The sequence below is a fragment of the Bacillus sp. LK2 genome, assembly GCF_001043575.1.
Lineage (GTDB): Bacteria > Bacillota > Bacilli > Bacillales > Bacillaceae_G > Bacillus_A > Bacillus_A paramycoides.
On sequence record NZ_LDUK01000006.1, the window covers coordinates 251,791 to 273,661 of the forward strand.

The 21,871-nt window shown below is 37.2% G+C and carries 23 protein-coding genes; all 23 read right to left on the bottom strand.

Annotated elements, in window-relative coordinates; genetic code table 11:
* Nucleotides 1-68: 68 nt before the first annotated feature.
* Entirely contained in the window at nt 69-272 is a 204-nt protein-coding gene (locus VK90_RS07330; RefSeq protein ID WP_002173070.1) for a YlzJ-like family protein, read from the bottom strand.
* A complete protein-coding gene (gene tepA / locus VK90_RS07335) occupies nt 269-1,006 on the bottom strand; it encodes a translocation-enhancing protein TepA (RefSeq protein ID WP_025148358.1) in 738 nt (245 codons plus the stop codon). Before tepA ends, VK90_RS07330 begins: the two co-directional genes overlap by 4 nt.
* Nucleotides 1,007-1,108: 102 nt before the next feature.
* Nucleotides 1,109-2,779: a ribonuclease J gene (locus VK90_RS07340; protein WP_025148357.1), complete on the bottom strand. Its 1,671-nt coding sequence runs from the start codon at nt 2,777-2,779 to the stop codon at nt 1,109-1,111.
* A gap of 579 nt (nt 2,780-3,358) precedes the next feature.
* The gene (gene dapA, locus VK90_RS07345; protein WP_002173073.1) at nt 3,359-4,237 is read right to left on the bottom strand and encodes a 4-hydroxy-tetrahydrodipicolinate synthase; all 879 of its coding nucleotides are present in this window, start codon (nt 4,235-4,237) and stop codon (nt 3,359-3,361) included.
* Nucleotides 4,238-4,248: 11 nt separating this feature from the next.
* Nucleotides 4,249-5,481, bottom strand: coding sequence for an aspartate kinase (gene dapG, locus VK90_RS07350; RefSeq protein WP_025148355.1), 1,233 nt, complete (start codon nt 5,479-5,481; stop codon nt 4,249-4,251).
* A 23-nt stretch (nt 5,482-5,504) separates the two neighbouring features.
* Nucleotides 5,505-6,551, bottom strand: a complete 1,047-nt coding sequence (gene asd / locus VK90_RS07355) for an aspartate-semialdehyde dehydrogenase (RefSeq protein WP_002173075.1) — start codon at nt 6,549-6,551, stop codon at nt 5,505-5,507.
* A 149-nt stretch (nt 6,552-6,700) separates the two neighbouring features.
* Entirely contained in the window at nt 6,701-7,300 is a 600-nt protein-coding gene (gene dpaB / locus VK90_RS07360) for a dipicolinate synthase subunit B (RefSeq protein ID WP_048371614.1), read from the bottom strand.
* The gene (gene dpaA / locus VK90_RS07365; RefSeq protein ID WP_048371616.1) at nt 7,297-8,199 is read right to left on the bottom strand and encodes a dipicolinic acid synthetase subunit A; all 903 of its coding nucleotides are present in this window, start codon (nt 8,197-8,199) and stop codon (nt 7,297-7,299) included. The genes dpaB and dpaA overlap by 4 nt, the downstream gene beginning before the upstream one ends.
* 225 nt (nt 8,200-8,424) lie before the next feature.
* Entirely contained in the window at nt 8,425-8,676 is a 252-nt protein-coding gene (locus tag VK90_RS07370) for a YlmC/YmxH family sporulation protein (protein WP_048371618.1), read from the bottom strand.
* A gap of 135 nt (nt 8,677-8,811) precedes the next feature.
* Nucleotides 8,812-10,053: a M16 family metallopeptidase gene (locus tag VK90_RS07375; RefSeq protein WP_002173079.1), complete on the bottom strand. Its 1,242-nt coding sequence runs from the start codon at nt 10,051-10,053 to the stop codon at nt 8,812-8,814.
* An 86-nt stretch (nt 10,054-10,139) separates the two neighbouring features.
* Nucleotides 10,140-11,039 carry a polysaccharide deacetylase family protein gene (locus tag VK90_RS07380; RefSeq protein WP_048371620.1) on the bottom strand — a complete coding sequence of 300 codons (900 nt, stop codon included), beginning with the start codon at nt 11,037-11,039 and terminating at the stop codon, nt 10,140-10,142.
* A 155-nt stretch (nt 11,040-11,194) separates the two neighbouring features.
* Nucleotides 11,195-13,333 (bottom strand): polyribonucleotide nucleotidyltransferase, encoded by a 2,139-nt coding sequence (gene pnp / locus VK90_RS07385; protein ID WP_048371622.1) that lies wholly within the window; start codon nt 13,331-13,333, stop codon nt 11,195-11,197.
* 160 nt (nt 13,334-13,493) lie between these two features.
* Entirely contained in the window at nt 13,494-13,763 is a 270-nt protein-coding gene (rpsO, locus tag VK90_RS07390; protein ID WP_001229392.1) for a 30S ribosomal protein S15, read from the bottom strand.
* Between the two features lie 100 nt (nt 13,764-13,863).
* On the bottom strand, nt 13,864-14,835 hold the full coding sequence (gene ribF, locus VK90_RS07395) for a bifunctional riboflavin kinase/FAD synthetase (protein WP_002173083.1): 972 nt from the start codon (nt 14,833-14,835) through the stop codon (nt 13,864-13,866).
* A gap of 43 nt (nt 14,836-14,878) precedes the next feature.
* Nucleotides 14,879-15,802, bottom strand: coding sequence for a tRNA pseudouridine(55) synthase TruB (truB, locus tag VK90_RS07400; RefSeq protein WP_048371625.1), 924 nt, complete (start codon nt 15,800-15,802; stop codon nt 14,879-14,881).
* Between the two features lie 86 nt (nt 15,803-15,888).
* Nucleotides 15,889-16,245 (bottom strand): 30S ribosome-binding factor RbfA, encoded by a 357-nt coding sequence (rbfA, locus tag VK90_RS07405; protein WP_000776443.1) that lies wholly within the window; start codon nt 16,243-16,245, stop codon nt 15,889-15,891.
* 15 nt (nt 16,246-16,260) lie between these two features.
* Entirely contained in the window at nt 16,261-16,542 is a 282-nt protein-coding gene (locus VK90_RS07410) for a DUF503 domain-containing protein (protein ID WP_017151268.1), read from the bottom strand.
* Nucleotides 16,539-18,605 (bottom strand): translation initiation factor IF-2, encoded by a 2,067-nt coding sequence (gene infB, locus VK90_RS07415; RefSeq protein WP_048371629.1) that lies wholly within the window; start codon nt 18,603-18,605, stop codon nt 16,539-16,541. The genes VK90_RS07410 and infB overlap by 4 nt, the downstream gene beginning before the upstream one ends.
* 4 nt (nt 18,606-18,609) lie before the next feature.
* Nucleotides 18,610-18,921 (bottom strand): YlxQ family RNA-binding protein, encoded by a 312-nt coding sequence (locus VK90_RS07420; protein WP_001286519.1) that lies wholly within the window; start codon nt 18,919-18,921, stop codon nt 18,610-18,612.
* Nucleotides 18,922-19,194 (bottom strand): RNase P modulator RnpM, encoded by a 273-nt coding sequence (rnpM, locus tag VK90_RS07425; RefSeq protein WP_000071123.1) that lies wholly within the window; start codon nt 19,192-19,194, stop codon nt 18,922-18,924.
* 11 nt (nt 19,195-19,205) lie between these two features.
* Nucleotides 19,206-20,312, bottom strand: a complete 1,107-nt coding sequence (gene nusA, locus VK90_RS07430) for a transcription termination factor NusA (protein WP_002173086.1) — start codon at nt 20,310-20,312, stop codon at nt 19,206-19,208.
* Nucleotides 20,313-20,329: 17 nt separating this feature from the next.
* A complete protein-coding gene (rimP, locus tag VK90_RS07435; protein ID WP_000359095.1) occupies nt 20,330-20,800 on the bottom strand; it encodes a ribosome maturation factor RimP in 471 nt (156 codons plus the stop codon).
* Between the two features lie 333 nt (nt 20,801-21,133).
* Nucleotides 21,134-21,871, bottom strand: a 738-nt coding sequence (locus VK90_RS07440) for a helix-hairpin-helix domain-containing protein (protein ID WP_048371632.1), incomplete at its 5' end; no start/stop codon positions are given.

A 21,871-nucleotide genomic window follows, 5' to 3' on the forward strand; every position in this document is an offset into this window, starting at 1 on the left:
CTCATGGCTGCTCAACCGTCTTGTTTTTTATATTATACCATAGCTTCTAAACAAAATCCTTCTTTTTACTAAAAGGTTATTTTCTGCCCAGGCTCAAATTCTAAGTAGTGAGATGGATTCGTACTTAGCACACGTACAATAGAGTAACATTGATGATCCTCTTCAGAGACCATTAATTCTACACCGTTTATATTTACAACTTTTTGGCTTTCGCACTGTGAATAATCGGCCGGATATACAAGTTGTTCTGGCATAATTGTATATAAGATCATTGTAGCATTGTCCCTTCTGTATGATCGTCCATGCGCGCATCAATTAACTCGTTTAATTTTCGAAGTGCACTCCCAATACCACCCACATCATCTATAAGACCATACTTCACTGCATCTCCACCAATTACATTTGTCCCAATATCTCGTGTCAAATTCCCTTTCGCAAACATAAGTTCTTTAAAGCGATCTTCTGTTACTTTCGAATGCTTTGTCACAAATCGAATGACTCTTTCTTGCATTTTATCCAAATACTCAAATGTTTGCGGCACACCTATAACAAGACCTGTTAAACGAATTGGATGAATTGTCATCGTAGCTGTTTCGGCAATAAATGAATAGTCAGTCGAGACAGCAATCGGTACACCAATTGAATGCCCTCCTCCTAAAACAAGAGATACAGTTGGTTTCGAAAGTGAAGCCACCATTTCAGAAATTGCTAGCCCAGCTTCAACGTCACCTCCAACTGTATTTAATATTAAGAGCAAGCCTTCAATTTTCGGATTTTGTTCAATCGCGACAATTTGCGGAATGATGTGCTCATATTTTGTTGTTTTATTTTGCGGTGGCAACTGAACATGACCTTCCACCTGTCCAACGATTGTTAAACAATGAATACGTGCTTCATTCATTTGCGGTACATTCGTTTGTCCAAGCTGTTGAATTTTCTCCACTATAGAAGCTTCTTTCGGCTCAGCTTCCTTTTCTTCATTTGTATAACGATCACGTTCTGTCATATCGCATCCCCTTTCACTCGTATATAACTATTATTTCTTAAGTTATAAATTTCATTCGATAGGGTTAAAAAAGAAAAAGATCACCTGTAAAGGTGACCTTCTTTATACTTCCATAATAATCGGTAAAATCATTGGCTTTCTCTTCGTTTCTTCGTACAAGAACTGCCCTAATAATTCACGAATATTTTGTTTCAACATAGACCATTCAATTGTATACTCTTTAATTGATTGTTCAACAATCATACGTACAATATCTGTAGATCGTTCGATTAATGCTTCTGATTCACGAACGTATACGAAACCACGTGAAATAATTTCTGGACCAGAGATGATTTTCTTTTCATCTTTACCAAGTGTCACAACGACAACTAAAATTCCATCTTGAGATAACATCTTTCTATCTCGAAGAACAATGTTACCAACGTCGCCCACACCTAATCCATCAATTAAAACATTGCCAGCTTGCACTTTACCGACTAAGTTTGCTTCATCGTCGCCAAAAGCAATTACATCACCTTTTTCTACGATAAAGATATTCTCTCTCGCAATACCTACATCTTCCGCTAAATATGCATGTGCTTTTTGCATACGGAACTCACCATGTACGGGTACAAAATACTTCGGCTTCATTAAGTTTAACATCAGTTTTAATTCTTCTTGGCTACCGTGACCTGAAACGTGGACTTTTCTTTCACCGTAGTAAACAACTTCAGCTCCAGCTCTAAATAACAAATCAATGATTTTCGATACAGATATTTCATTTCCTGGAATTGGAGAAGCTGCAATAATAACCGTATCACCTTTACGAATTGAAATTTGTTTATGAGCTTGCTTCGCCATTCTAGAAAGGGCTGCCATCGGCTCACCTTGACTACCTGTTGTTAAAATAGCTACCTTTTTCTCCGGGAAATTGTCTACTTCTTGTAATGAAATAATCATACCTTCTGGAACATCTAAATAACCAAGACGTCTTGCAATGTCTACCACTTTTACCATGCTACGTCCTACTACCGCTACTTTTCGTCCTGTTTCGGCAGCTGCATCAAATACTTGTTGGATGCGATGTACATTCGATGCAAATGAAGCAACAATAAGGCGACCTTCTGCACTATAGAACACTTTTGAAATCTCTATACCAACTTCTTTTTCCGAGCCAGTATAGCCAGGACGTTCAGCATTTGTACTATCAGATAATAAGCACAGTACGCCTTCATTTCCGATTTGAGCCATTTTCCCAAGATCCGCTCCACTATTTCCGATTGGAGTTTGATCAAATTTAAAATCTCCTGTATACACTACAGCACCTTTTGATGTATGGAAACAAACACCAACAGAATCCGGAATACTATGTGTCGTTCCAAAGAATGACACAGTTGTTGAATTAAACTCAACAGTTGAATTCGAGTCAATTGTTTTTAAGTCTACACGGCCTAACATTCCTGCTTCGCCAAGCTTTTCTTGTATAAGTCCTACCGTTAATTTCGTCGCATATACTGGAATAGATAATTTACGAAGTACATAAACAATTCCACCGATATGATCTTCATGACCATGAGTAATAAATAGTCCTTTTACTCGCTCTTGATTTTCTACTAAATATGTAATGTCAGGAATAACAATATCAATCCCAAACATTTCATCTCCCGGGAACATCAATCCTGCATCTACAATAAAGATTTCAGAATCAATTTCAACACAGTACATGTTTTTTCCGATTTCACCTACTCCGCCAAGAGCAAATACTTTAACAGACTCATTCTCTTTTCTCTTCATGTTGTTGCCTGGTTTAAAAATCTTGCAAACACTGATTTCACTAAAATTGCAGAGACACCAGGGGAAACTCTACAACCACCATATATTCACCGTCCAAGACGAATGTCCTTACCGTTATGCGATATCATGTCCTTGTTTATTTTTTAAACCAGGTTTCACCTCTCTTTCATTATATAAATCAAATATCTTATTCGATATGATATGAAAATTTCATTAAATCATAATTTTTTCCAATTTTGCTAAGCATACCCGTACTAAGCTACTTAGCCATATTATACCTGATACAAGAAATAGAACACAAGTTAAATTATGCGAAAGACTAGAGAAGAAGCTAAAGTGAGGTTGTAATTTACGAGGAATTTTTTCATAACGTACCCACTATTTTTCCTACTTAGATAGGAGTTTAATGGAAAAATATACATGTAAGTTCTTTACATAAACATGAAGCGATTTTTACTAAAACATCTTATCTCTGTAAGCAGTTTCTAACCAATATTATGCCATCCCCTGCTGATTTTTACCACTCACATATATTTAATCAAAATAAAAATGACCTAGTTTTTCACTAGGCCATTTTTATTAACGAGGAATAGATTGCATTACAGATTGTAACGTTACTCTTTCTTCTTCTGTTAATGGAAGAAGCGGCAAACGTACCGAACCTACATCTAATCCAACCATTTGTAATGCTGTTTTTACTGGTGTTGGGCTTGGCGCCATAAATAGTGCATCCGTTACTTTTACTAGTAATTGATGTAATTTCTGTGCTTTTTTGAACTCTCCAGCTTGGAATGCAGCAATCATTTCTTGCATTTCATTCCCGATAACATGAGATGCTACAGAAACAATACCTTTTGCTCCAATTGCCATAGCTGGTAACGTTAAACCATCATCACCGCTGTATACCGCAAAGTCGTCCGCTGTTTTTTCAATGATTTCTGTCATTGTTAACACATCGCCGCCTGCATCTTTAATCGCAACAATGTTTTCTATTTCTGATAAACGAACAACTGTATCAACGGAGATTTGTACAATAGATCGTCCCGGAACATTATATAGCATAACCGGAAGCGGAGTGCTTTCAGCGATTGTTTTAAAATGCTGATACATCCCTTCTTGACTCGGTTTGTTATAATACGGCGCCACTAGCATAACTGCATCAACACCAACTTCAGTTGCCTTTTTTGTTAAATCAACAGAAGCATGCGTATTATTGCTACCTGTTCCAGCGATTACGGGCACCCTTTTATCGACAACAGATACGACATGGCGATATAACGCTACTTTTTCTTCTGATGTTAATGTAGGAGATTCTCCTGTCGTTCCTCCTACCACGATTGCTGTTGTACCGTTATCCATTAAATAATTTACCAATTTCGTTGTCTTTGCAAAATCGATATTACCGTTTTTATCAAACGGTGTTACCATCGCGGTTGCAATTGTCCCAAAATCTATCATGGTCTCACTCCTTATTGTTCCAGTTGCTTTTCTTTTGAAAGCTCAAATGCACTATGTAATGCATTCACAGCCTCCACTAAATCGGCTTCTTTTACAAGAACCCAAATTGTCGTATGACTATCTGCTGATTGCAGAATTTGAATACCTTTTTCCGCTAAAGCTGTGACGATTTTCGCAGTAACCCCTGGAATACCTGCCATTCCAGCTCCAACAATAGATACTTTCGCGCAATGTTCTGTCACAATTGGCTCATATCCAAGTTGCTTCAAGACTTCCTCAGCGCGAGCTGATACACTATCACTTACTGTATAAGCTACGCCAGTAGGAGAAATATTAATTAAGTCAACACTAATTCCTTCGTTTGCCATCTCTTTAAACACATGTTGTTGCAAATCATATGCAGTTTCTTTTGCAAGTACTTTAATTTGCGTTACGCTTGATACGTGAGCAATACCTGTAACAGGACGTTCTTCTACATCCTGCCCTTTTGTAGCACCATCATATGCCGCAATAAGAGTACCTTCACTATCAGAATACGTAGAGCGTACACGAAGTGGTACTTTTGCATGCATCGCAATTTCAACCGCACGCGGATGAACAACTTTCGCACCTTGGTAAGCCATGTTACAAATCTCGTTATACGTTACCGTTTGAAGATGACGTGCATCTTTAACGATACGAGGATCCGCAGTCATAACACCTTCTACATCTGTGAAGATATCAATATATTCAGCATGAAGCGCAACACCTAATGCTGAAGCTGAAGTATCACTACCTCCGCGTCCAAGTGTTGTCGTATCTCCATTTTTCGTTTGACCTTGGAATCCAGTAACGACAATAACATCTACATTTTGTAACTCTTCATGTATACGATCGCAATTCATTTCAACGATTTTCGCATTAGTAAAATCAGCATTCGTTACAAAACCAGCTTGTGCACCATTTAGCGCTGCTGCTTTTATACCATTCTCATTTAACATATTAGAGAAAACAATTGCTGAGATTAATTCTCCACATGATAATAATAAATCTTGCTCACGTTTAGAAATATTAGATTCCTCTTGATTTACAAGACTTAATAACGTATCAGTTGCATACGGTTCACCTTTACGACCCATTGCTGATACGACAGTAACTACTTTATAACCAGCAGCTAACGATTTTTTTATATGGTGAAGCGCATGCTTACGCCCATTGTCATCACGTACTGATGTACCACCAAATTTTTGAACAATAATTTTCATATTTTGCACCTTCTCTTAGCCGTTTACACTAATTGTAATTTTACTAAGCGCTCTGCGATTTGAACAGAATTCCATGCAGCGCCTTTTAATAAGTTATCAGATACGACCCAAAGATGGAACCCTTTATCATTATTTAAATCTTTACGGATTCTTCCAACGAATACTTCGTTTTTACCTACTGCAGTAGCAGGCATTGGATATAACTGCTCTGCTGGATTATCTTGCAGTACAATACCTTCTGCATTTGCAAGTAAGTTTTTCATTTCTTCTACTGTTACGCCTTCTTTATCCACTTCAATGTACACAGACTCAGAATGACCTGATACAACTGGTAAACGTACACATGTCGCAGCTACTTCTAATTCAGGCATATGCATAATTTTTTTCGTTTCATTAATCATTTTCATTTCTTCAAATGTAAATCCATTATCTTGGAATTTATCAATCTGTGGAATAGCGTTAAAAGCGATTTGGAAATGCTTTTCATCACCTGATACAGGTAAAACATTCGCCTTTACTTCTTCTCCATTTAAGATTGCTTGTGATTGTTCATGAAGTTCTTCAATAGCTGCCGCACCAGCACCCGATACAGCTTGGTATGTGGAAACGATTACTCGTGTTAAACCATATTGCTGACGAACTGGCTCAAGAGCTACTACCATTTGAATTGTAGAACAGTTTGGATTTGCAATAATACCATTATGTTCTTTTAAATCATTTTCATTTACTTCAGGTACAACAAGTGGCACGTTTTCTGTCATACGGAATGCGCTTGTATTATCAACAACAATTGCACCGCGCTTTGCTGCTTCAGGTGCTAATTGTTTCGATACAGATCCACCAGCACTAAATAGTGCAATATCTACTCCTTCAAAACTTTCAGGAGTTGCCTCTTGAACTGTAAATTCTTCGCCTTTAAATACAAGTTTCTTACCTGCAGATCGTTTAGATGAAAGTAACGTTAACTTCCCAATTGGAAATTCTCGTTTCTCTAAAGTATTTAACATTTGTTCACCAACTGCGCCGGTTGCTCCAACTACAGCGACATGAAAAGTTTTTTGCTTTTCCATCACTATGCCCCTTTCTAGATACCAATCCTTCTATAACTTAGAATTAGAAGGAGCTACGATGCCCCTTCTAATCTTAATAACGTTAATTTTATCATATTCTACAGTAAGAATGATGGTTTCATCAAAAATTGTCCGTTTTTTTTCGTTTTTTAATTCATATATCTGAATTTTTCTACAACAACAGGTTGTAATTGCTTTCCTTGTAACGCCTCTAATACTGTATCTTCAAGTAACTCCATACGAGCTACCATTGAGTTCGGTTTTTTCTCTGGTGCATCTTGGCCGAATGGGACAAAGTAGATGTTTTTTGTTGCCATTAGGCGCATGAGATTTACCCCATTAAGACCTAAAGCATCATTCGTCGATACAGCCAACACAACAGGCTTGCCATTTCTAAGCGTCGCCTTCGCCGCCATTAATACTGGAGAATCTGTCATCGCGTTAGCAAATTTACTCATCGAATTTCCAGTTAAAGGAGCTATTACCATACAATCTAGCGGGATTTTCGGTCCTAATGGTTCTGCTCCGACAATTGAATTTATTGCTTTAAATCCCGTTATTTCTTCAATCCTTTTAATCCATTCTGCCCCTTCGCCAAATCTAGTATTTGTTGATTCGACAGTATAAGAGACAACTGGACGCACTTCCGCACCTTCTGCAATTAACTTTTCTAGATGTGGCATAACTTCCTCATACGTACAATGTGAACCTGTAAATCCGAAACCAATTCGTTTCCCCTTTAAATTCATTTCTCATCCTCCTCCTTTGCACTTGCATCTGCTATTAATAACTGAGAAAGAACATTCGCTAAAATTTGCCCTGCTGTTTTCGGTGCAACAATTCCAGGAAGACCAGGTGCTAATAGTGCCTTCACGCCTCGCTTTTCCGCATAACGAAAGTCTGTTCCACCTGGCTTAGAAGCCAAATCTATAACTAACGTGTGAGCAGGCATCCGTGAAAGTACACTTGCCGTTACCACGAGATGCGGAATTGTATTAATAACAATATCGATATTGCCTACTTCTTTCTCAATGTCTTGCATATGAAAAGGAGAAAACATCATTTCTGTAATACGAGCAATATGTTCCGAACGTCTCGCTCCAACTTTGACATGTGCTCCTAATGATTGAAAGGCTCTTGCTACACTCATACCAGTTCTACCAAATCCTAAAACCATTACATTCGACCCATGAATTGTGTAATCAGTATGTTGAATAACCATCATTAATGTACCTTCTACAGTCGGAATAGAGTTATAGATTGCAACATCATCACGATCAAATAATTTTACCAGTTTGCGATTTGTAGTAGACACGAGATTTTCCAAGTAAGGTGTACCAATACCTGAATATATAGTAAAGTTTTCTGGCGTCTTTTCAATTTGTTCTTTCGTTATGGAAACTTTTTCATTTGAAAAAATAGTATCTACTTCTCCTTTGGCATTCGTCCCTGCAACCGGCAAAATAATCGCATCTAAAGAAGTGAAATCTAAATCTTGTATACTTTCTTTTGCTGCCCCTGTGAAGCCATGATCTAACTGTTCAAACCCTATTAATGAAAGTTTCGCGTCCAGTTCGACTAGCTTGCGAATTACTTCTAGCTGCCGTGCATCTCCTCCTATGACAGCAATATGCATCTCAGTCAACATTCCCTAATTCACCTTCTTTTTCTTTCATTTATAAGAAAAATGCCTACTTTTTCTTTTTCCTCCACATCATATGTAATGTACGAGTTTGAGGTGATTGAAAAACAAAAAGCACACGTGATTTATGATTGGTGTGGGCTAATAATCAGTGGGGGACGGACAAAACCCCCACTGATTAAAGTTTCACTTTATATAAAAATAAAAAAAGACAACCAAAATGGTCATCTTTCACTCCGATTTTGAATGGTTCGTAAGATCACAAAGTATCATATCATGTCCCACCTTCTTTATTTTGCTCCATTCTACTCTCATTTCTTGCTGTTCTCTTTTAAAACCTCCCCATTTCCCAACAGGTATAATAAGCGCTTGTATTTGTCCATCTCTCTCATCAATTTCTAAATCTGTATGACCTAAAACTCCCATTTTTTCTGCTCTTTCTAAATCCACAATCTCTTTGCCACTTAATTCACTTAAACGCATTAAATCTCCCCCTATCCTACTTTTCATGAAGGTTATCCTATAATAAGTACCTATTCTGCATATCTAAAAAAAATAACCGTATCTCATATAAAAGAGATACGGTTATTTCCAAAAGCGAATGAATTACAAAACCGATTAAAGTTTCATTCCTTTTGGCAGTTTTCCATCTGGACTAATAAGTGCTGCAGAGAATTCATCGGTAAACATGTTGCGAATTAATTCGTCTACATTTTGTTTTGTTACAGTATTTACACTTTCAATAATCTCATCAAGAGAACGATGTTTACGAAGAAGCAGTTCGTTTTTACCGTTACGACTCATACGACTATTGGTACTTTCTAAACTTAACATTAAGTTTCCTTTTAATTGTTCTTTACTATTAACAAGCTCTTTTTCTGTAATACCTGTATTTTTTAACGTATCTAACGTTTCTTGCATTGTTTCATACAGTGTATCTAATTGTTGACTGCCTGTTCCACCGTAAAGCGTTAACATACCTGTATCTTCATAAGAAGAATGGTAAGAAAATACTGAGTATGCCAATCCACGTTGTTCACGTACTTCTTGGAATAAACGGCTACTCATGCTACCACCTAAAATATTATTCAATACAATTAAGTTATAAATATCTTCGTGTCCCATTTGCAAGCCTTTATATCCTAAACATAAATGAGCTTGTTCTGTTTCCTTTTTACGTGATACTTTATTAAAGTGGAAAATTGGGCTATGTACTTGTTCACGATTTGTTGTTCCTTCGTAATTACCGAAATATTGTTCCACAGTTTGAACAAATGCTTCATCAATATTTCCAGCAATTGATACAACTACGTTTTCAGGTGTATAGTGGTCTTTAATATATTGACGTAACGTATCACCTGTAAATGTTTCAAGCGTTTCCTCTGTTCCTAAAATAGGATATCCAAGCGGATGCGTTTCATATGTTGCTTTCGTTAACATATCATGCACAATATCATCTGGAGCATCTTCGTACATTTTAATTTCTTCACATACGACATTCTTCTCTTTTTTCAGTTCTTCCTCATCAAATGTTGAGTTAAAGAACATATCCGCTAATACATCCAAAGCATATTTAGCATGCTCATCTAGCACCTTCGCATAGTAACATGTATATTCTTTTGAAGTAAAAGCGTTTACTTGTCCGCCAATGCTATCAAATGATTCTGCAATCTCTCTTGCACTTCGCGTTTCTGTCCCTTTAAAGAACATATGCTCTAAAAAGTGCGAAACTCCATTATTTTTTTCATTTTCATTTCTTGAACCTGCATGGATCCATATCCCAATCGCAACCGAGCGTACAGTTGGTATATTCTCCATAACAATTCTTACACCATTTTTACAAGTATATTTTTTAATCAAAAACTTTCCTCCTACTGCCAGTTTCTCTAAATAATTGCTATTGTTTAATGATAACAAGTTTACAGATGAATGTCATGCAAATGTATTTAATCCACACGTTTTTCATCTAGTAATTCTGTAATATTCCCCACTTTATATCCTTGTTCCTTCAAATTTTTAATCATAGTATCTAACGCTTCTGTTGTAGATGAAGTAGGGTGCATTAGCACAATAGCACCTGGATGGATTTTTCGCATTACTCTCTGCAATAGTACATCCGGTTCTGGACGCTTCCAATCAATTGTATCTACAGTCCACATAATCGTCCCCATTTGGAAATCATTCGCTATTTTTACTACCTCATCCCGAAAGCTTCCGCTTGGCGGGGCAAACCATCTCACTTTTTGATTCGTAGCTGCTTCTATCATTCGATTCGTTTTTTGTAATTGATCTCGTATTTCATCCGCAGATAGCGTTTTCATATTAGGATGTGTGTAAGAATGATTTCCTACTTCTTGATTTGCATCCACAATCATTTTTGCAAATCGTAAATTTTCTTTCACCCAACGCCCTTCTAAAAAGAAAGTCGCCTTCACATCATGTTTTTTCAATATCTCTAATATACGTGGCAAATACTCATTACCCCAGGCCACATTAATTGTTAATCCCACCATTTTTTTATTTGGATGTCCTCGATAAATGGGAGCTGGTGATAAATCTGCTAAGTGGACACTTGGTGATACTTCCTTAAATTCAAGTTGTTTGTGATCAAACTTCTTGAGCTTCTTCATATTATTATAGGACGCTTCTATATCCACTTGTCTTCCATTATACCCAGGCGTCGCTTTCCAAATCTTATCAATCATCGCATTTTGCGGCAAGATCTCGTACTGTTTTGCATGCTTTCGAATCTCTTCATACAAGCTATCCTGTGCAAAGACTGAATAAGAGCCAAAACCCACATATAAAGAAAATATAAATATGTATGCCAATATACGAACTTTCATAAAAAACCCTCCCATTAACTATAAAAAAGAAACCATTTTCTTCTTATCTTTGTTAATTTGAGCGTTATGATGAAAACTATACCTATACTCACATAAAAATCTATATGAATCACATTTTTTACATAACAAAAAAAGCCAGTTAAACTGGCTTTTACTTATTGCTGCTCTTGTTTATTTTCTTCTTTAGCAGCTTCTTTTTCTTGCTCTTCTTTTAGCAATACTTTTCTAGATAGGTTCACGCGACCTTGCTTGTCAATCTCGATAACTTTAACTGTGATCACATCACCGATTTTCACAACGTCTTCTACTTTACCTACACGCTCAAGTGCAAGTTCAGAAATATGAACTAATCCATCTTTACCGCTGAATAATTCAACGAAAGCACCGAATTTCTCGACACGTTTTACTTTTCCTTCGTAGATTTCACCTACTTGTACTTCGCGAACGATATCTTCGATAATTTTCTTCGCTTTGTCATTCATTTCTTGATTTATTGAAGAAATGAATACTGTACCATCTTGCTCGATGTCAATTTTAACACCAGTTTCTTCAATAATTTTATTGATTTGTTTACCGCTTGGTCCAATAACGTCACGGATTTTATCTGGGTTAATTGTCATTGTAATAATCTTTGGAGCGTAAGCTGATAATTCAGTACGTGGCTCTGCAATAACAGATAACATATGATCTAGAATGTGCATACGACCAACTTTCGCTTGTAGTAATGCCTCTTCTAAAATCTCACGAGATAAACCATCGATTTTAATATCCATTTGCAGTGCAGTTACACCTTGTGCTGTACCTGCTACTTTAAAGTCCATATCGCCTAAATGGTCTTCCATACCTTGAATATCAGTTAAAATTGTGTAATGCTCACCAGATTTAACTAGACCCATTGCAATACCAGCAACTGGAGCTTTAAGCGGAACACCAGCATCCATCATTGCTAAAGTACTACCACAAATACTTGCCTGTGAAGTTGAACCATTTGATTCTAATACTTCAGATACAAGACGTACTGTGTATGGGAAATCTTTTTCAGATGGAATTACAGGCTCAAGAGCACGTTCTCCTAGTGCACCGTGACCAATTTCACGACGACCTGGTCCACGCATCGGTCTTGTTTCACCAACACTAAATGATGGGAAATTGTAATGGTGCATGAAGCGTTTTGATTCTTCTACACCAAGACCATCTAAAATTTGCACATCGCCTAATGCACCTAATGTACAAATACTTAATGCTTGTGTTTGTCCACGTGTGAATAAACCAGAACCGTGTGTACGAGATAAAATACCAACCTCTGATGCTAAAGGACGAATTTCATCACCTTTACGACCATCTGGGCGGATTTTTTCCACTGTAATAAGACGACGTACTTCTTCTTTTACAATTTTATATAAAATCTCATTTACTTGTCCTAATGTGTCAGCGTCAGCTTCTTGAGCTTCGTAATGCTCAATTACACGTTTTTTCACTTCGTTAATTGCATCTTCACGTGCATGTTTCTCATGCACTTGAATTGCAGAATGCATATCTTTCTCAGCCATTTCACGTACAGCTTGATTAATATCAGCATCAACTTCGTAAAGTTTCACTTCTGATTTCTCTTTACCTACAGCTTGTACAATCTCTTCTTGGAATGCAATCAGACGTTTAATTTCGTCATGTCCAAACATAATTGCTTCTAACATTGTTTCTTCAGGTACTTGATCTGCTCCTGCTTCAACCATGTTAATTGCATCTTTCGTACCCGCTACAACAAGGTGAATATCACTTTGTTCTTGCTGTTCTACTGTTGGATTAATAACGAATTCGCCATTAATACGACCAACTGTTGCACCAGCGATTGGGCCTTCAAATGGAATATCTGAAATCGATAACGCTAATGAAGAACCAAGCATAGCTGCCATTTCAGAAGAACAATCTTGATCAACACTCATTACAATGCTGACAACTTGTACTTCGTTACGGAAACCATCTGCGAAAAGCGGACGAATTGGACGGTCGATTAAACGACTTGCCAAAATTGCTTTTTCACTTGGACGACCTTCACGTTTAATAAAACCGCCTGGAATTTTTCCGACTGCATATAAACGCTCTTCATAGTTTACTGTAAGTGGGAAGAAATCTACATTTTTAGCCTCTTTTGATGCAGTTGCTGTAGATAGAACCGCTGTATCGCCATATCTTACTAATACTGCTCCGTTCGCTTGTTTTGCAAGCTGACCAGTTTCAACTGTTAGCTGGCGACCAGCTAAATCTATCGAGAAGACTTGCTTTTCTTGACTCATTTAAGTACCCCTCTCAATTTAAAGTATTCAATTCTTCTATGTAAATGGATAGTATATCACAATATTCTACCTCTAGTATTGCCGAAAATTAAGTAAGCTATAAAGCGTAGAAGATATATTTTTACCTAACAAAAAAGCGGGAATATTCCCGCTTCTTTGACTATCGACGTAAGCCAAGCTTTGTGATTAATTCACGGTAACGTGTGATATCGCTATTACGAAGGTAAGTTAGTAAGTTACGACGTTTACCAACCATCTTTAATAGACCACGACGTGAATGATGATCTTTCTTGTGAGTACGTAAGTGCTCGTTTAGAGTGTTAATTTGCTCCGTTAGGACAGCAATTTGAACCTCTGGAGAACCAGTATCAGTCTCATGAGTTCTAAATTGTGCAATGATTTCATTTTTACGCTCTTGTGTTAAAGCCATCCTATTTCACCTCCTATTAATTAAACCCCCAATTACCTAGCAAGCGTCGGTGAGTCGCAATGCCAAGCAATGGTTGTCATAAAGTACATAACATAGAATACTACTTTTCATTTGAAAAAGCAAGTGTATTCTTTACGCTCGCAAAATATTCTTGGGCAACTTTTTTATCCCGAGCGATTTGTGCAACTAACTCATCAATACCATTGAACTTTTTTTCTTCTCTTATACGCATGTGCCACTCTACTGTAACACTTTGTTCATATATGTCTTTATTAAATTCAAATAGGTGTACTTCAATCGATAATTGACGCTCATTCTCTTTGAAAGTTGGTTTATATCCGATATTACATACGCCATCATGCCACTCATCATGAACTTTCAGCCTTACTGCGTATACACCTACAGGTGGCAACAAATATTCATCACTTAAACCTACATTTGCAGTCGGAAAACCAATTTGGCGTCCACGCTTATCACCGTGCACAACTGTTCCTTCTACCGTGTATGCTCTTCCTAAAATAGATGGAATTTGTTCCATTTCGCCATTTCGAATTAACTTTCGTAATGAAGTAGAACTTACTTTTTCTTCTTGATATTCAACTTTTTCGATCACGGTCTGTGTAAACTCCCCTCTTGCATGAAATGGTAAAGTCTCCATCTTCCCTTTTCCTAAACGTCCATATGAATAATCAAAGCCTGCTACTACATGCTTTACATTTAAACCAATAATATAATCATCGACAAACTGTTGTGGCAATAATCCAGCAAATGGTTCATCGAATTTCACCACATATAATATATCAATTCCTAAACTTGCGATGATTTCTTCTTTAAGGCGCATCGGTGTAATGTACTCCACATGCGCTTCTTTTTTTCCTAATACAACAGATGGGTGTGGATGAAACGTCATGACAGCACTTTTACATCCTCTTTCATCCGCTATTTTTTTCGCTGTTCGAATTACACGTTGATGTCCTAAATGAATGCCATCAAAATATCCTAATGCCATTACAGTAGGTGGTAATTCTATTTTATTTTGTTCATGTGGATGAGTTAAATGAATAAGTTTCACGCTTGAATTCACCTTTTTCTGTAATAATCCTTCCAATAATTCATTATAGCTTTAGTTCTTGATTATTCACAAGTACTTTCATTGGCTTTAGCATACCAGGGTGTTTTGGATGGTGCTCATAAATTGCTAAGCAACGATCATTTTTATCAAATACTGTAATAAATGGTGCTGTTGTTTCTAATTCATTCTTTAAGAACATACCATTTTTTATTTTCTCTGCTTGCTTTTCATCTACAACCATTTTTGGAAACTTACTTAGCGCCTCATCAATTGAGATGAAAATAGACTCTACTGTTCCATTTTGCACGTTTTCTTCAATTTCTTCAAATGATATGCAATCTTCTAGTAAAAATTCACCAGATGCTGTTCTTACAAGGTGAGACATATGTGATGGAAAACCAAGTTTTTCACCAATCATTACTGCTAGCGTTCTTACATATGTTCCTTTACTACACGTTACACGGAAACGGAATGAAACGTTTTCCCCTTCAAAAACTTCATGTTCATCAAGTAATACAAATTCATGAATTGTAATTGTACGAACTGGACGTTCAACTTCTTGTCCTGCTCTTGCATATTCATATAATTTTTTCCCGTTAACTTTTACAGCTGAAAACATCGGAGGCATTTGTTCAATCGTACCTGTTAATTCTGCAAGAACTCCTTCTACTTCTTTACGAGTAATAACACGGTCAACATTTTTTGTTTCCACAACTTCACCAGAAGCATCTTCAGTTGTTGTTGAAAATCCTAATGTCACTTCACCTTCATATGTTTTCGTTTCACTCGTTAAAAACTGTGCAATCTTCGTTGCTCGTCCAACACAAATAGGTAATACTCCTGTTACATCCGGATCTAATGTTCCCGTATGACCAATTCGTTTCTCACGTAAAATCTTTCTTAATTTAAATACACAATCATGTGATGTCATGCCTTTTGGCTTATGTAATAATACTACACCTTCCATATATATTCACCTCATCATAATTCTTTCATAGTAAATATCCAAAACTTATTTTGCATTGAAAAAATGGATAGACAATTGTCTATCCATTATTCTTCACGTTTACCTTCTTTATTAATTTCATGTAAAAGTGTATCAATTCGATGACCATATCCGATAGACTCATCAAATTCAAAGGAAATTTCCGGTGTTTTACGAAGACGAATACGTTGGCCAATTTCTGAACGAATGAAGCCTTTTGCCTTCGCTAAACCTTTTAATGTACTTTCTTTCTGTTCTTCATCACCTAAAACAGAAATATATACTGTAGCAATTTGTAAATCTCCACTCACTTGTACATCTGTTACTGTAACAAATCCGACACGTGGATCTTTAATTTTACGACTGATGATGTCGCCTAATTCTTTTTTCATTTGCTCGCCTACACGGTTCGCACGTAATTTCATAATTCTTCACCTCATTCAATACCATTCCAATTGTGTTATCGTACGTTCAATTTCAGGAAATGAATCGATATACTCAAGTACACGATTCATTTCTTTTTCACAGACAACACGATTTGAGGATACGGAAACAATTGCAATTTCTGTACGTTGCCATACATCTTGATGCCCAACTTCAGAAACAGCTACATTATAGCGCTGTTTCACACGAGTTAACACACGTTGCAAAATTGCTCGTTTCTCTTTTAAAGAATGCACATCGTAAATCATACACTCGAATGAGAGTGAAGCGATAATCATCGCTTCACTTCTTCCATAATGTACGCTTCAATGATGTCCCCTTCTTTAAGATCATTATATCTCTCAATTGTAATACCACACTCATAGTTTTGTGCAACTTCTTTTACGTCGTCTTTGAAACGTTTTAACGTATCAAGTTGTCCTTCGAAAATTACTACGCCATCACGGATAATACGAACGCCACTATCACGTGTAATTTTACCGTCTATTACGTAACAACCTGCGATTGTTCCAACTTTTGTTACTTTGAACGTTTGACGAACTTCCGCTTGACCGATTACTTTTTCTTCGAATTCTGGATCCAGCATACCTTGCATTGCTGATTCAATTTCTTCGATTACTTTATAGATAATACGGTGTAAACGAACATCAACGTTCTCTAATTCAGCTGTACGCTTCGCATTCACATCAGGGCGTACGTTAAATCCAATTATAATTGCATTAGATGCAGAAGCTAAAATAACATCAGATTCTGTAATCGCACCTACGCCTGTATGGATAATTTTCACTTTTACGCCTTCAACATCAATTTTACGAAGTGATGCTGCCATTGCTTCTACAGAACCTTGTACGTCTGCTTTCACAATTAAGTTAATCTCTTTTACATCGCCCTCTTGGATTTGTTGGAATAAATCTTCAAGGCTTAATTTAGATTTCTCACCACGTTGTGCAACTAACGCTTCTTGTGCACGTGATTCACCGATTTGACGAGCTTTCTTCTCATCAGCGAATGCCATGAAACGATCGCCCGCTTGTGGTACTTCATTTAAACCTGTAATTTCAACAGGCGTTGATGGACCAGCAACTTTTACACGACGACCAATATCACTTACCATTGCACGAACACGACCGAATGATGTTCCAACAACAATTGGATCTCCAACTCGAAGTGTACCGTTTTGAACAAGTAATGTCGCGATAGTTCCTTTACCTTTATCAAGCTGCGCTTCAATTACAGTACCAGTTGCATAGCGATTTGGATTTGCTTTATATTCTTCTACTTCACTTACAAGAAGAATCATTTCTAGCAAGTTGTCAATTCCCTCGCCTTGAATTGCAGAAATTGGTACGAAAATCGTGTCTCCGCCCCAAGCTTCTGGAACTAATTCATATTCTGTTAATTCTTGCATTACACGATCAGGATTTGCCGCTGGTTTATCCATTTTATTCACAGCCACAATAATTGGTACTCCAGCTGCTTTCGCATGGCTAATCGCTTCTACTGTTTGTGGCATAACACCGTCATCAGCTGCAACAACAAGAATTGTAATATCCGTTACTTGCGCACCACGAGCACGCATCGTTGTAAATGCCGCGTGACCTGGTGTATCTAAGAATGTAATTTTCTTATCATTTACATCAACTTGGTATGCACCGATATGCTGAGTAATTCCACCAGCTTCGCCAGCAGTTACTTTTGAATTACGGATAGAGTCAAGTAAAGTTGTTTTACCATGGTCAACGTGTCCCATAATTGTAACAACAGCTGGACGTTCTTTTAAGTTTTCTTCATCATCTTGCTCATCGATGAATGTTTCAAATTCAGTTTCACTTACAACTACTTCTTCTTCTACTTCAATACCGTAATCAGTAGCAATTAACTCAATTGTATCTTTATCTAGATCTTGGTTAATTGTTGCCATAATTCCTAGCATGAAGAGCTTTTTAATAATTTCAGATGGCTCTTTGCTTAACTTTTTAGCAAGGTCACCTACTGTAAGGCTTCCAGAGAAAGTAATTTTATCTGGTGTTTCTACTATTTGCGTTTGTTGTCTTCCAGCAAAGTTATCTTGACGTTTGTCTTCATTTCCTTTGCCTTTTTTCTTCTTCTTATTGCTGTTCTTTTTACTGCGAACAACTTTCTCTTCTACTTCAAACTCATCTGCAACAGAAGGTTTTTCCGCTCCAGTGTTATATTGATTATCTAATTTGTTTACTACTTCATCTTCTAACATTGTCATATGATTCGAAACCTCGATATTCATCTCTTTTAGTTTTGTCATAAGATCTTTACTTGAGATATTATTTTTTTTTGCATATTCATGTACTCGAATTTTACTCATACCTTCACCCCCGGTAATTTGTATCGAGCATGCTACGTAGCTTTTTCGCAAAGCCTTCATCTAACACAGCTACAACGACTCGCTCGTCTCTCCCAATCGCATGCCCTAATTGTTGTCGATTTTCGACTTTTCTCATTGGTATGTTGTAGTACGTGGTTTTATCAATGATACGTTTTGTAGTGTTCGCTGACGCATCTTCAGAAAGCAATACAAGCTTTGCTTTGCCACTTCGTACTTCTTTTAAAACGAGTTCTTCACCCGAAATGATTTTTCGAGCGCGGTTTGCTAGTCCTAAAAACGATTTCCAATCGGACACTTATTTCGACTCCTTCTCAACAAGCTCAAGAAGCTCTTCGTACAGAGAACTGTCGATTTTCGCTTTTAGATGATGTTCCAAAATGTTTTTCTTTTGGGCTTGAATAATGCATTCTTTATCTTTTGACAAATATGCACCTCGTCCTGATTTTTTTCCTGATAAATCAATAGACACTTCGCCCTCTTTGGAACGAACAATGCGAACGAGCTCTCGTTTTGATTTCATCTCTTGCGTCGCAATACATTTTCGTAACGGAACTTTTCGATTGCTCATACTCATCACCTCTACTCGATTTCGTCTTCAACTGAATCGAATCCGAATGCGATTACGCTATCTTCTTCTGTCACAATACCAAGTTGTTTCGCATCAGACTCACTTTTAATATCAATTTTCCAGCCTGTTAATTTAGCTGCAAGACGCGCATTTTGTCCACGCTTACCAATTGCTAATGAAAGCTGGTGGTCTGGAACAACAACAGTTGTTGCTTTTTCTTCTTCATCTACAAGTACTTTAACAACTTGTGATGGACTTAAAGCATTTGCAACATATTCAACTGGATCATTTGACCAGCGAACGATGTCAATCTTTTCACCTTTTAGTTCATCCACAACGCGTTGTACACGTTGTCCTTTCGGTCCTACACAAGAACCTACTGGATCAACATCGATATTCTCTGCATATACAGAAATTTTAGAACGGTCGCCTGCTTCACGTGCTACAGAGCGAATTTCTACAGTTCCATCATAAATTTCTGGAACTTCCATTTCGAATAAACGTTTTAAAAGACCAGGATGTGTACGTGATACGTAAATTTGTGGTCCTTTCGTTGTCTTTTCTACTTTTGTAATGAATACGCGAATACGATCATGTGGTTTATATTGCTCATTTGGCATTTGCTCACTTACAGGTAATAAAGCTTCCACTTTTCCTAAGCTTACATAGATGAAACGAGCATCTTGACGCTGTACAATACCAACCATAATGTCTTCTTCACGATCACTAAATTCTGAATAAATAACACCACGTTCCGCCTCACGAACTCGTTGTGTTACAACTTGTTTTGCAGTTTGCGCTGCAATACGACCAAAATCTTTTGGCGTTACTTCAATTTCTAGTACGTCGCCATCTTGGTAGTTTGGATTAATTTGTCTCGCCTCTTCTACAGAGATTTCAAGACGTGGATCAAACACATTATCAACAACGTCCTTACGTGCTAAAACTTGAATTGTTCCCACTTCTGGGTTAAAGCTCACACGAACGTTTTGTGCTTGGTTAAAATTGCGTTTATAAGCAGATATTAATGCTGCTTCAATTGCATCAATAATAATATCTTTACTAATACCTTTTTCTGACTCTAATACGAGCAAAGCATCTAACAACTCAGTGCTCATGAAGATCCCCCTTCTTACTAAAACGTAACAGCAAGTCGCGCATTTGCAACTTTATCCATTGGAATTTGGATTTCTTTTTTACGTGTTTTAATTGTTAATAGTAGTGTAATTGTAGTACCGTCGTAGGAAAGTAGCTTTCCTTCAAACATCTTTTCACCATCAATCGGCTCATATGTTTTAATTGCCACTTGTTTTCCTACCGCTTGCTGGAAGTCTTTCTCTTTCTTTAATGGGCGTTCCGCTCCAGGAGATGATACATCCAAAAAGTAAAGATGAGGAATTGGATCCTCTTTATCTAAAGCTTCGCTTAAACGTTCACTTACCGCACCGCATTCTTCAATGTCGACTCCCTTTTCAGAATCGATGAATACGCGTAAGAACCAGTCTTGTCCTTCTTTCACATACTCTACATCTACAAGTTCAAGATTTAACTCTTCAACGATTGGCTGCGCAAATGCTTCTACAACTTCTGTGACTTTCTTATCCATAAACAGCCTCCTTCCTGCCGCCATGTACCATTTACAAGAAAAGATTCCGTTCATAAAGACCGTATATCTTATTCTTTCTCGTTAGCTAACAAAAGCCCCTGCCGTTAAGCAGGGAATATCTGTCTTAGTATTACCAAATTTAAGAAGTAAAACTTGTAACAAAATATGTATATACGACAGAAATATCTTTACTATCTACAGAAATAAAATGTAGATAGTAACACGAAAGAGTGGGTTTCCCCACTCTCTTTTTCACAAAATATACATGACATGGTTATCTCGGTTTATAGTATACCATAGCAAATGTTGATTTGCAAAGACTTTTCCTACCTATTAGAACAGTGACAATTGGTTTTGATCCGGTAAATCTCCTAGACAACCTTGACTATCTAAATACTCAATAATCGTTTTAGAAACCTTACTACGTTGCTGTAAGTCTTCTTTTGATAAGAAATCACCATTTTTACGAGCTTCAACAATACTGAAAGCTGCGTTTGTACCAAGACCAGGCACTGCATTAAATGGAGGAATTAAAGTATCCCCATCAATAATAAATTCGGTTGCATGCGAGCGATATAAATCAACCTTTTGGAATGAGTAGCCACGCTCACACATTTCAAGTGTCATTTCTAGCACCGTCAATAAACTCTTCTCTTTCGGCGCTGCATCCAATCCTTTTTGTGCAATTTCATCAATTCTTACACGTATGGATGCTGAACCTTTCGCCATCGCCTCTACATCAAAGTCATCTGCACGAACTGTAAAGTATGCCGCATAGAATAAAAGTGCGAAATGTACTTTAAAGTATGCGATACGTACAGCCATAAGTACGTAGGCAGCAGCATGGGCTTTAGGGAACATATATTTAATCTTCTTACATGAATCAATATACCAACCTGGTACATTGTTATTTCTCATGTCCTCTTCCCACTCTTCTGGTACACCTTTACCTTTACGCACCGACTCCATGATTTTGAAGGCTAATGATGGATCCAAGCCTTGATAAATTAAATATACCATGATGTCATCACGACAACCGATAACTTCACTCAGTGTACACGTACCGTTATA